General features: G+C 67.1%; 8 protein-coding genes. All 8 read left to right on the plus strand.

Annotated elements, in window-relative coordinates:
• Positions 1–277 precede the first annotated feature (277 nt).
• The 8 genes from pheS to ppc all read left to right on the plus strand — a co-directional run bounded on the left by pheS (position 278) and on the right by ppc (position 12,200).
• The gene (gene pheS, locus AB0M74_RS32700; protein ID WP_366530170.1) at positions 278–1,342 is read left to right on the plus strand and encodes a phenylalanine--tRNA ligase subunit alpha; all 1,065 of its coding nucleotides are present in this window, start codon (positions 278–280) and stop codon (positions 1,340–1,342) included.
• A 47-nt stretch (positions 1,343–1,389) separates the two neighbouring features.
• Positions 1,390–3,891 (plus strand): phenylalanine--tRNA ligase subunit beta, encoded by a 2,502-nt coding sequence (gene pheT / locus AB0M74_RS32705; RefSeq protein WP_366530171.1) that lies wholly within the window; start codon positions 1,390–1,392, stop codon positions 3,889–3,891.
• 152 nt (positions 3,892–4,043) lie between these two features.
• Entirely contained in the window at positions 4,044–4,817 is a 774-nt protein-coding gene (locus AB0M74_RS32710; RefSeq protein ID WP_366530172.1) for an alpha/beta hydrolase, read from the plus strand.
• A 62-nt stretch (positions 4,818–4,879) separates the two neighbouring features.
• Positions 4,880–5,839, plus strand: a complete 960-nt coding sequence (locus AB0M74_RS32715; RefSeq protein ID WP_366530173.1) for a DUF4436 family protein — start codon at positions 4,880–4,882, stop codon at positions 5,837–5,839.
• A 28-nt stretch (positions 5,840–5,867) separates the two neighbouring features.
• Complete coding sequence (locus AB0M74_RS32720) at positions 5,868–6,386, plus strand: hypothetical protein (RefSeq protein ID WP_366530174.1); 519 nt, start codon at positions 5,868–5,870, stop codon at positions 6,384–6,386.
• 44 nt (positions 6,387–6,430) lie between these two features.
• A complete protein-coding gene (locus tag AB0M74_RS32725; protein WP_366530175.1) occupies positions 6,431–7,459 on the plus strand; it encodes a hypothetical protein in 1,029 nt (342 codons plus the stop codon).
• A 1,180-nt stretch (positions 7,460–8,639) separates the two neighbouring features.
• Positions 8,640–9,059, plus strand: a complete 420-nt coding sequence (locus AB0M74_RS32730; protein ID WP_366530176.1) for a VOC family protein — start codon at positions 8,640–8,642, stop codon at positions 9,057–9,059.
• 264 nt (positions 9,060–9,323) lie between these two features.
• The gene (ppc, locus tag AB0M74_RS32735) at positions 9,324–12,200 is read left to right on the plus strand and encodes a phosphoenolpyruvate carboxylase (RefSeq protein ID WP_366530177.1); all 2,877 of its coding nucleotides are present in this window, start codon (positions 9,324–9,326) and stop codon (positions 12,198–12,200) included.
• Positions 12,201–12,367: the final 167 nt, after the last annotated feature.

The raw sequence follows: 12,367 nt of genomic DNA on the forward strand, positions 1-12,367 counted from the left end.
CGGCTGTGTGTATGCCCTGCCATCGCGCTGGACGCAGCACTTCATCGCCGCATCCGGCGGCGGCCACCACCGGCCGCGGCTGATCCGCCTCGACGTGACATCGCCGCGATCGCCTCCCCGGTAGACGAACTCGGCCGCTAGCACACGCCGAGCACGCGGGGGAGCGGTAATCCGGGTGAATCGGCCACAGCGGATCGAATACGATTCGACCAGCAGCAATGTGGGTAGGCAATCATGCGGACCCTCGAACCGATCCCCAGGGGAGAGTCGAACGATCGTGGCCGACGACAACGACGCAGCAGTCGAGCAGAGCGCGGCGCTCACCGAGGAGGCACTGGCCGCCGCCGCGGCGGCAGCCGAGAAGGCGTTTGCGGCTGCCGCCGACCTCGATGCGCTCGCCGTCGCGAAAACCGAGCATCTCGGCGGGAAGGCGCCGCTCGCCCTCGCGCAGCGCGCGCTGGGCAGCCTGCCGAAGGCCGAGAAGGCCGACGCGGGCAAACGGGTCAACGTCGCACGGGCACGGGTCTCCGAAGCGTTCGAGGCGCGCCGTACTGCGCTGCTGGCCGAGCGTGATGCCGCGGTGCTCGTCGCGGAGGCGATCGACGTCACGTTGCCCGCGCGCAGGCAGCAGGTCGGCGCGCGCCACCCGATCACCGTCATCTCCGAGCAGATCGCCGATGTGTTCGTCGCGATGGGTTGGGAGGTTGCCGAAGGCCCCGAGGTCGAGACCGAGCACTTCAACTTCGACGCGCTGAACTTCCTTCCCGACCACCCCGCGCGCACGATGCAGGACACCTTCCACATCGCGCCGGAGGGTTCGCGGCAGGTGCTGCGCACGCACACCTCGCCGGTGCAGGTGCGTTCGATGCTGGAGCGTGCGGTGCCGATCTATGTCGTGTGCCCGGGCCGGACATTCCGCACCGACGAACTCGACGCCACCCACACTCCGGTGTTTTCCCAGGTGGAGGGGCTGGCCGTGGATAAGGGCCTGACCATGGCGCACCTGCGCGGCACCTTGGACGCGTTCGCGCGGGCCCTGTTCGGGCCCGAGACCCGAACCCGCATGCGCCCCAACTACTTCCCGTTCACCGAGCCGTCGGCCGAGGTCGACGTGTGGTTCCCGGACAAGAAGGGCGGCGCGGGCTGGGTCGAATGGGGCGGCTGCGGCATGGTGAACCCGAAGGTGTTGATCGCCAGCGGGATCGACCCCGAGGTGTACAGCGGGTTCGCGTTCGGTATGGGCTTGGAGCGGACACTGCAGTTCCGCAATGGCATTCCGGACATGCGGGACATCGTCGAGGGCGACGTGCGTTTCACGCTGCCCTTCGGTATCCGGTCCTGAGCTGAGCGATTCAAGAACTTCCTTCGATCGAGAGAGCGAAACGTCAAGTGCGAGTAGCGCAGTCCTGGCTGACGGAAATCATCCGGCGGACCACCCCCGAGTGGTCGGTGACGCCGGAGGAGCTCGACGCAGGGTTCGTCCGTGTCGGGCTGGAGGTCGAAGAGGTCGACAAACTCGAGCGGGTGACGGGTGATATCGAGAAGCCGCTCGTCGTCGGCCGTGTCGCCGAGATCACCGAGCTGACCGAGTTCAAGAAACCGATCCGGTTCTGCAAAGTAGATGTCGGCAACCCTGATCTGCAGGAGATCGTCTGCGGCGCAACAAATTTCGCGGTCGGTGATCTGGTCGTCGTGGTGCTGCCGGGTGCGGTGCTGCCCGGCGGTTTCGCCATTGCCTCGCGCAAGACCTACGGGCATGTCTCCAACGGCATGATCTGCTCGGTCGCCGAACTCGGTATCGGCAAGGATCATTCGGGAATCCTGGTGCTCGAGCCGGGCACCGCCGAGCCGGGGACCGACGCCAATGAGCTGCTCGGCCTCGACGACACCATCATCGAGCTGAACATCACCCCGGATCGCGGCTACTGCTTCTCGGTGCGCGGTCTGGCTCGCGAACTGGCCTGTGGCTTCGACCTCGAATACGCCGATCCCGCCGTGCGGACCCTGCCCGACGACGAACAGGACGCCTGGCCGGTTCGCCTCGAACCGGACTCGAAGTGCACGCGTTTCGCGGTCCGCCGGGTCACCGGCATCGACCCGAACGCGGTGAGCCCCTGGTGGTTGCAGCGCAGGCTGCTGCTGGCCGGCGTGCGCCCGATCTCGCCCGCTGTCGACGTGACCAACTACGTCATGCTCGAACTCGGCCAGCCGCTGCATGCCTTCGACGCGGCCAAGCTCACCGGCGGCCTGGTCGTGCGCACCGCCAACACCGGCGAAACGCTGCGCACCCTCGATGAGACCGAGCGTGTGCTCGATGCCGAAGATGTGGTGATCGCCGACGATTCGGGCGTTATCTCCTTGGCCGGCGTCATGGGCGGTGCGACAACGGAGGTCGGCGCCGAGTCGACCGATATCGTGCTCGAGGCCGCCACCTGGAATCCGTTGCTCGTCTATCGCACCGCGCGGCGGCACAAGCTCTCCTCGGAGGCGGGCAAGCGCTACGAGCGGGTCGTCGATCCCGAGATCAATGTCACCGCGTTGGATCGTGCTGCCACGATGCTTGCCGAAATCGGCGGTGGCACTGTCGAATCCGTGCTCACCGATGTTCGGGTGCCGGTGCCGGCGGCGGACCCGATCCGGATGGATATCGACCTCGCCGACCGCGTCGCGGGCATCACCTACCCGACCGGTACCTCGGCGCGGCGCCTGGCCCAGATCGGTGCGAAGGTGGATGTCGGGGTCAGCGAGGCCGGGCACGGCCAGCTGGTCGTCACGCCGCCGAGCTGGCGCCCCGACCTGGCCCAGCCAGCCGACCTGGTGGAGGAGGTGCTGCGGCTGGAGGGGCTCGAGCAGATCCCTTCGGTGATCCCGACCGCGCCCGCCGGACGCGGACTCACCCCGACCCAACGTCGCCGTCGCGCGGTGAGCAGGGCGCTCGCCTTCGCCGGTTGTGTGGAGGTGCCGCCGCCGGTGTTCCTGCCGCCGGGTGTGTTCGACACCTGGGGTCTGGACGCCGACGACCCGCGCCGCGCCACCACCCGGGTGTTGAACCCGCTCGATGCGGAGCGCCCCGAACTGGCGACCACGCTGCTGCCCGGCCTGCTGGAAGTGGCCGTCCGCAACATCTCGCGCGGCGCGCGTGACCTCGCGGTCTACGGCATCGCCCAGGTGGTGCTGACCGGCCCGAACGTCGCGCCGATCGCACCACTGCCGGTGGACCGCCGCCCGACCGACGAGCAGATCGCGGAACTGATCGGCTCGCTGCCCACGCAGCCGGTGCATGTGGCCGCCGTGCTCACCGGTCGCCGCGACCCGCGCGGGCCGTGGGGCCCCGGTCGTGTGGTGGAGGCCGTCGACGCCTTCGCTCTCGCCGACGCCGTCGCCGACGCGGCGGGCGTGACCATCGAACGCAAGGCCGCCGCGCACCTGCCGTGGCATCCAGGGCGTTGCGCGGAACTGCTGGTCGACGGCGAGATCGTCGGCTACGCGGGCGAACTGCACCCCGCCGTGCTGGAACGGGCAGGGCTGCCGCCGCGCACCTGCGCCGTCGAACTCGACCTCGACGCGCTGCCGCTGCGCGAATCCCGCCCGGTGCCGGTGGTCTCCCCGTTCCCCGCGGTCCTGCAGGACGTATCGGTGAGTGTCGAGAAGGCGGTGGCCGCCGCATCGGTGGAATCGGCACTGCGTACCGGCGGAGGCGAATTGCTCGAAGACATCGCCCTTTTCGATGTCTACGAGGGTGCCCAAGCCGGCGAGGGCCGCAAGTCTCTCACTTACGCCCTGCGCTTCCGCGCCACCGACCGGACCCTGACCGAAGACGAGGCCAGCGCTGCCCGCGACGCCGCGGTCGCGGCCGCGGCGGATGCCGTCGGCGCGGTTCTGCGCGCCTGACATATTCCGACGTCGAGACCGCGCGGCCATTGCAACCGCGCAGTCTCGACGTGCTCAGCGTTCGTGCGCGGCGAGTTCGGATCGCCGGGTGGCAGCATCGCGATCCGGCGAGGCCCGAGCGCAACGCCGAGTGAGCGAGTAAGAAGATCTGCATGCGGCATCCTGCGAGCCCTATCCTGCATGCGCTGACCTACCTGCCTCAACGGCAGATCGCGCAGACCCCGGCCACCCTGGGGCTGGCCTACACCGAGCTGTCCATCGCGACCGCCGACGGGGAGACGCTGCACGGCTGGTGGGTGCCTGCTCGCCGATCCATCGGGCACGTGCTGTTCGCGCACGGGAACGCTGGAAATATCGGTGACCGGGTGCCGATATTCGCGCTGCTCACCGAGGCCGGTTTCGATGTGCTCGCTTTCGACTACCGGGGCTTCGGGCGCAGCACCGGGCGGCCCACGGAGCACGGGACCTACCTCGATTCCCGCGCGGCGCGGCGCGTGCTGCTCGAACAGCCCGGTGTCGATGCCGACCGGGTGCTGTATCTGGGGAAGTCGCTCGGCGGCGCGGTCATGCTCGAGCTCTCGACCGTTCATCCACCCGCCGGGCTTATCCTGATGTCCACCTTCACCGGTATCCGTGATGCGGCACGGTCGGTGTACCCGTTCCTGCCTCGGCCGTTGGTCCCCGACGCCTACCCGACTCTGCGGCGGATACCGACACTGCGTGCCCCCGTGCTGCTCATGCACGGTGACCAGGATGAACTGCTTCCGCTGCGTCATGCCGAGCGGCTGTATGCCGCGGCTCCGGAACCGAAGCGACTGGTGGTTGTGCCCGGTGCCGGGCACAACGACCTCATCACGCAGTGCGGATGGGATTGGGCGGGCACCATTCGCGATTGGGCCGAGGCCGCGGGCATAGTCTCGGCGTAGCGTTTGCCCGTCTTCCCGCGGTGGCGAATTCGAAGGTGATTGGGCCCCAGTATTTTTGGTGGGTGGGACAAAATGTGAAGAAGAAGCGCGGCGCGGTGCTGCCCGCGATGGTGGCAGTGATCGCGTTGCTCGCGGTGCTGGCTGTGAGCCTGTCGATGTACGAGGCAGGCAAGGCTCGGACAGCGGCGGTGCACCCTTTCGGTGACGTCGACAAGTCCGATCGAGTCGATCTCGACGTGTGGATCGGCAAGATCGATCCAGCCGCACAGGCGGTATCGGTGGAAGTGACAGCGCGGCCGCACGGCGTCTATGCCGATCGGCTGGGCTTTTTCGCGAGCGACGCCATCCTCTATACCTCCGGGCTGAAGTCCGAGCCGATCAAAATCGAGGCGGGCGAACCGATCTCGGCCGCAGAGGTGAAGATCGCCATGTCGGGGACGTTCACCGATTACCCGTTCGACAAGTACGAGGCCATGCTCGCTTTCGACATGATCAGCGGGGACAAGCATGTTCCCGTCGCGGCGGCCGTATCCAGCGGTGACACCTTCTTTTCGGTCTCCGAGACCCCTGAGGCGGTCGACAGCCAGATCGACGGCGTCGATCTCACGCTGCATGCCACCCGATCCACGCCCTCGCTGGTCTTCGCGCTGTTCATCATGGTGTTGATGCTCGGCCTCGCGATCGCGGCGGCAGTAGCGACCTACTACCTTGTCGATGGCCGCCGTGGCCTGATATTCCCGGCCTGCTCGATGATGGGTGCGCTGCTGTTCGCGCTCATCCCGCTGCGCAACGCGGTGCCGAGTGCCCCGCCGATCGGCTCGATCATCGACTTCGCTTCCTTCTTCATCGCCGAGGGCATCATCTCGGCGGCACTGGTCGGTTCGGTCCTGATCGGTTATCGGATCGAGGTTGTCAAGGAGCGCGAGGAGGCGAGCGCGGTGCCGCCCTCGGAATCGGGCCCGGTGGATGACCTGCTGGACCGGCAGCCTGTTCCGGTCGGGATCGGTTCGGGTCAGCCTTAGCCGACGTCACGCTGCGTAACCTGGCCATATGAGCGATACCAGCGAGATTGTCGACCAGTTGGCGGCGTTGTCGGATGACGAGCTGCTGGCCGTGCTGCGCGCCGCGACGGCCGGACGTCCGAGGCTGGCCGGGGCGCACGCGGCGCTCGATAGGGCGCAGGCAACCGATGAGGTGATCATCGATGCTGATGTGACTACCGACACTGAACCATCGCCTTTGCGTGAGTCGCCGGCGACCCTCGGCGCATCCGGGCAGGTCGGAGGGCTTTCTGCGGTACCCGCGGTACCGGTACCGCCGACCGGTATCCCGACGCCGGCGGCGGTGGGTGGATATTCTCCGGACGGAGTCCCTACTTTCGAGTCAGTTCGCGATAAGGTCGAGCAGCGCTTCGGTACCGCGCAGGGCATGAGTGAGCTCGACCGGCAGACTCCGGCGGGCCGCAGCGCCGACGAACAGTGGGAAGCGCGCGAGAAGGCCGGGCGTGAGCGTCTGGATCGGATACGGAAGTCGTTGCACGGCAACGACATCGAAACAACCGAGCCGTAGTCTGCCGGGCGTAGGAGACAACGAATGTGTGAGGGTGCAACTCGATGAGTCAGCCGCGTGAGATCGCCGACCGACTACTGGATGCCCAGGTCGAATTTCTACTGGCCGAGGTGACCGGCGACCGCTTCGCGGCAATGATCGCCCGCGATGTGGAGGCGGTTATCGGTGTCGCCGACACCCTCGTCTTCCGGGACGTGGTCGAGCTCGACCAGGCCAAACAGACCGTCGCCACGATCATCGACCTGATCGGCGGCAGCCCCGTTATCGCCGATATGGTCGGGGTGTTCTCCGATTCGATCTACGACCATATCGCGACCAACAACGATTACACCCTCGGCCAGGTGGTCGATCGGGAGCCGGTCGAGGCGCTGCTGGAGAAGATCTTCGGGATGCATCAGGCGCAGGAGCGCATCCTGGACCGGCTCACCGAGAGTCCGCTGGTCGCCACCGTCGCCTCGAAGTTCGTCGACAAGCTGATCAACGACTTCATGCAGGCGAATCGGGAGCGCGCCGAGAAGATCCCCGGTGTCTCTTCGCTGATGTCGCTGGGGCAGTCCGCGGCCAACCGCGCCAAGAAGGCCGCCGACGGCACCTTCGTCGGGGATCTGGCGGGCAGGGGGGCCATGTTCGCCCTCAAGCGGACCAATAACGCGATCCGTGAAATGCTCCGTGACGCGCCGGTGCATTCGGCCGCGATGGAATTCTGGGATCTGCACGCTGACGAGCCGGTCAGCGGCCTGCGCGACTACCTCACCCAGAAGGACCTCAACGAGCTGGTGCTGATCTGCTACGAGATCGCGATCACCACGCGGGAGAAGGAGTACTTCGGCCTGCTCGTCGACGAATGCGTCGAGGTGTTCTTCACCAAATACGGCGACTACACCCTCGCGGCGATGCTGCCCGAGCTCGGCCTTTCCGGCGACGATATCGCTACCGAGATCCTGCGCTACGGCCCCGCGGTGATCGAGGGCGCCAAGCGCAACGGCGTGCTCGGCAAGCTGATTCGCGAGCGCCTCGAGCCCTTCTACGCCTCTGATGCGGTGCTCGGCATTCTCGCCGACGCCACGAACTGACTCGGCATTCCTCGAACCGCGCTGGTGTGTGTCCGGCGCGGTTCGCTGTCGCCGATCGACCGCCGCGGTCTCGGATTCGACGGTGGTGACCGTCGGTTTCGGCCGGCGCGAAGTCACCGTGCTCTGGGTCGGCGTGCGAGCGGATCGACACCTCGGAAACAGCTGACTACCAGCATGTATACAGATGCACCCGATGTCCGAATTATCGAGTTTCGCGTTGACAGCGCGATGCGGCCTGGGAAAGCTTGCTGGTGATCTTCCGGGTGCTCGCCGTGGAGCCGGCACGGCCGGCAGCGGAGGAGCAGGGTGGTGCGTGTACGTCGAGGACCGGAATAATACGGCGGCACATCGGAACTCACCCCCGCCCAGGCGAGAGATGAAGGTCGAGTGTCGAGCAGTCGAGTAGTACGACCACGCACCATTCGGGCAATTGGCCCGAATCCTCGCTCTCTCATCGACTTCGGTGCTCGCACTGCTCGGTGTCACCATCACCCGTGAGATCGATGCCTTCCGGCGTAGTGGCGACACTGCGGTGTCGGCAAAACAACCTTCATCGGCGCCATCTCCGAGATCGAGCCGCTGGTGACCGAGGCCGTGATGACCGAGGTCGCGGTCGGCGTGGACGACTCCGCACGACCTGATCGATGGCGCACTCGGCGCGGTCATCGTGGTGGACACCAGCCGAGTCGAGGACTGTGACCCGGTCCTCGACTACTTCGAGGAGCGCCGCACTCCGTTTCGTCGTCGTGGTCAACCGCTTCGAGCACGGCGACCAGTTCGACCTCGACGAGGTCGGTGAGGCACTCGACCTCGACGACTGGATCCCGGTCCTGGAATGCGATGCCCGCCACCGAGAATCGGTAAAGCAGTCCTGGTGGCACTCCTCGAACAGGTCCTTCTGCACCGCGTGTCGGCCCCTCGACTCCAGGCTCGCGACGTCGGCCGGCTGTACTGGCTATGGACGTTGGTGACGGCACGTCCGTCGGGGTCTCCGATGCGCTCACCACCGAATTGATCGAGGAATCCGCAGCGACCACGGTCGCCGGGCATGGCAGAGTGGCGGAGCCCGTCCCGGTCTCGGCCGAAGTGCGACCGGACACCAGTAGCGACACCGATTATTTTTCGATGGAGAGGCCGTCATGAGTATTGTCCCCACGAATTCGACAAGAAGGCGAAACCCATGAGCAACGGCAAAGATCTCGCACTCACCCACGTCGCGGTGCTGGTCGCAGACCAGGAGAAGGCGCTGGAGTTCTACCGTGATGTCATCGGCCTCGAGGTGCGCCAGGACCTGCCCTTCGGCGACGTACGTTGGCTGACTGTCGGGCCCGTGTCGCAGCCGAGCATCGAATTCCTGTTGGAGGTTCCCGACATGGTGCCGCACGAGGCGGCCGCCGCGGCGGCCCGTGCCCGACTGGCCAGCGGCGCGCAAGGCACGCTGATCTTCACCACCCAAGCCGTCGACGACACCTTCGCCCGCCTGCGTGACGCCGGCGTCGAGGTCACCCAGGAGCCGATCACCCAGCCGTACGGTGTGCGGGACTGTGGTTTCCGCGACCCGTGGGGCAATCACCTCCGGTTCTCCCAGCTTCCGGGCTGAGCCACCGGTAGGACGCGCCGGGTCGGTTCCCCGTCGCCGCGGGCAGCACTCGGCGGTGCCGGGAACCGAACGCGCCCGCTGCTCATCCGTTAGCGCGAACCAGCACCACGATGGGCAGCCTGCGAATCCCCGCCTCGTCGAAAGGTGGCAGCGGCGGCCGGACCTGACTGTGGTGACCCGGCGTATCCGCCGGGGTGCCCCTCTCGAACAGGGTGCGGCCGACATCACCGCGAAGCACCGATCTCGGCGCAGTAGGGTCGGTTCATGAGCGAAGCGCGGATCGAAACGGAGCAGGACGCGACACGGCCGCTGCGGGACGATATCCGGTTTCTCGGTGGCGTCCTCGGCGACACCATCCGTGATCATGAGGGTCCGGAGGTGTTCGATCTCATCGAGCGGGTGCGCATCGAGGCCTTCCGGGTGCGCCGCGAGGAGGTCGAACGCAGTGCGGTCGCGGAGATGCTCGACGGCGTCGACATCGCTGTCGCGCTCCCGTTGATCCGCGCGTTCAGCTATTTCGTGCTGCTGGCCAATCTGGCCGAGGACATCCAGCGCGATCGACGCCGCGCCGTGCACGAGGCGGCGGGGGAGCCGCCGCAGGATTCGTCGCTGGCGGCCACCTATCGCAAACTCGACGCGGCCGCCCTGGATGGCACCGAAGTCGCCGGACTGATCGCCGATGCGCTGGTATCGCCGGTGATCACCGCGCATCCGACCGAAACCCGCCGCCGCACCGTTTTCGACGTGCAGACCCGCATCACCGAACTGATGCGGCTGCGGCAGCGCTACACCGAGACCGAGCGCGAACGCACCGCATTCGAGCTGAAGATCCGCCGCCAGGTGCTCACACTGTGGCGGACCGCGCTGATCCGGTTGCAGCGCTTGCGGATTCAGGACGAGATCGCGGTCGGGCTGCGCTACTACGAGCTCACACTGTTCGATGTCATCCCGGCGATCAACGCCGAGGTGCGGGCGGCGCTGCGGTCGCGCTGGCCCGGTGTCGAGCTCTTGCCGCGGCCGATCCTGCGTCCCGGCTCGTGGATCGGTGGCGACCGCGACGGGAACCCTTATGTAACAGCGGAAGTGGTCGGCACTGCGGCTCACCAGGCTGCCTCCGTGGCATTCGGCCGGTACCTGCGCGAACTGGTGGAGTTGGAGAAGTCGCTGTCGCAGTCCGCGCGTCTGGTCCCGGTGACACCGGAGGTGGCCGTACTCGCCGCGACCGGCTATCCCGACCCGGCAACGCACGCCGATGAACCGTATCGCCGTGCCCTGCACGGGATTCGGTTGCGGGTGGCCGCGACGGCACGACGTGCGCTCGGTGTGGTGCCGGACGAATCGGTCGAAGGGGCGACTGCGGACCTGTCGCAGGGCGGCGCCGGGTCGAGCGCCTCCGGGGTCGTCGGCGCTGTGGCGCCGGTGTCGAGGATGCCATCGAGTGGCGCGGCGGTCGTTGCCGCGCAGTCTTATCCGACACCGCAAGCGCTACTGGACGACTTGGATGCGATCGACGCATCGCTGCGTGCCAGCGGTGACAGCCTGCTCGCCGATGATCGCCTCGCGGCATTGCGGCACGCGATCGAAACCTTCGGTTTCCATCTGCAGGGCCTGGATATGCGCCAGAACTCGGAGGTGCACGAACAGGTCGTCGCGGAGCTGCTGGCTTGGGCCGGTGTGCATCCGGACTATGCGAGCCTGTCCGAAGCCGAGCGAGTAGATCTGCTGGCCGCCGAGCTGCGCACCCGCCGCCCGCTGCTCGGCCCGCACGCCCGGCTCGGTGAGCTCGCGACCAAGGAGGTCGGCATTGTGCGTGCCGCACGGCAGGTGGTGCAGACCTTCGGCGTGGAGGCGGTACCGAACTACATCATCAGCATGTGTACCTCGGTCAGCGACATGTTGGAGGCGGCGTTGCTGCTGAAGGAGGGCGGGCTGCTCGATCCTGGTGAGCCGGATGGGCCGCCGAGCTGCTCGGTGGGCATCGTGCCGCTGTTCGAAACTATCGAGGACCTCGGTGCGGGCGCCGCGACCCTGGCCGCCGCGCTGGATGTTCCGGTCTATCGAGAGCTGGTGTCCGCCAAGGGAATGCGGCAGGAGGTGATGCTGGGCTACTCCGATTCGAACAAGGACGGCGGGTACCTGGCCGCCAACTGGGCGCTGTACCGCGCGGAGCTCGACCTGGTCGAAGTGGCACGCAAGACCGGAATTCGCCTGCGGCTCTTCCACGGTCGCGGCGGCACCGTCGGTCGTGGCGGCGGGCGCAGCTACGACGCCATCCTGGCCCAGCCCGCGGGCGGGGTGCAGGGTTCGTTGCGGCTGACCGAGCAGGGTGAAGTCATCGCCGCCAAGTACGCGGAACCCGGTGCCGCACACCGTAATCTGGAATCGCTCATCGCGGGCACGCTGGAGTCGACGCTGCTCGACGTCGAGGGCCTCGGCGCCGACGCCGAGCCCTCCTACGAGCTCATGGACGACCTGGCCGCCCGCGCCCGCGCCGCGTACTCGCGTCTGGTCCACGAAACACCGGGCTTCGTGGAGTATTTCCGCCAGTCGACGCCGGTGGCCGAGGTTGCCGACCTGAATATCGGCAGCAGGCCCGCCTCGCGCAAACCGACGAATTCGGTCTCCGATCTGCGCGCCATCCCCTGGGTGATGTCATGGAGCCAAGCGCGCGTGATGCTGCCCGGCTGGTATGGCACCGGATCGGCGTTGGAGGAGTGGATCGGCGGCGACCCCGACCGCCTGGCCACTCTCGCCGACCTCTACCGCCGCTGGCCGTTCTTGCGCACCGTGCTGTCGAACCTGGCTCAGGTGCTGGCCAAGAGTGATCTCGACATCGCCGCCCGCTACGCCGAACTGGTCGACGACGCCGCCCTGCGCGAGCAGATTTTCGGCATGATCCGCGACGAGCACGCCCGAACCATCCGCATGCACGCCGCCATTACCGGCAACGACCAATTGCTCGCCGACAACCCCAGCCTGGCGGAGTCCATCCACAACCGCTTCCCATACCTGGAACCACTGAACCAAATGCAGGTGGAGTTGCTGCGCCGCCTACGCGCAGGTGACGACTCCGAATTGGTCAAACGCGGCATCCTGCTAACCATGAACGGCCTGGCCACCGCCCTACGCAACTCCGGTTAGCCGATCGTCCCCCCACCGCCCCACCAGCCGGACACTCAATACGGCGGGCGTAGTGGAATGGTGGTTCGTACCCCCGGCGGATTCACGTGGTCGATGCAACAGGGGCAGTGTTGGACAGTACCTGGTCGAGGATGTAGGTCGGTGTTCGGAAGCCGTGGCGTTTGCGG

Origin of the sequence: Nocardia sp. NPDC051463 (assembly GCF_040681975.1) — a bacterium.
In the GTDB taxonomy this organism is placed as follows: domain Bacteria; phylum Actinomycetota; class Actinomycetes; order Mycobacteriales; family Mycobacteriaceae; genus Nocardia.

What these genes read in the sequence shown, in the direction of transcription:
- AB0M74_RS32710 (WP_366530172.1), top strand. Translation starts at nt 4,044, where the DNA reads ATGCGGCATCCTGCGAGCCCTATCCTGCATGCGCTGACCTACCTGCCT.
- AB0M74_RS32720 (WP_366530174.1), top strand. Translation starts at nt 5,868, where the DNA reads ATGAGCGATACCAGCGAGATTGTCGACCAGTTGGCGGCGTTGTCGGAT.
- AB0M74_RS32725 (WP_366530175.1), top strand. Translation starts at nt 6,431, where the DNA reads ATGAGTCAGCCGCGTGAGATCGCCGACCGACTACTGGATGCCCAGGTC.
- AB0M74_RS32730 (WP_366530176.1), top strand. Translation starts at nt 8,640, where the DNA reads ATGAGCAACGGCAAAGATCTCGCACTCACCCACGTCGCGGTGCTGGTC.
- ppc (WP_366530177.1), top strand. Translation starts at nt 9,324, where the DNA reads ATGAGCGAAGCGCGGATCGAAACGGAGCAGGACGCGACACGGCCGCTG.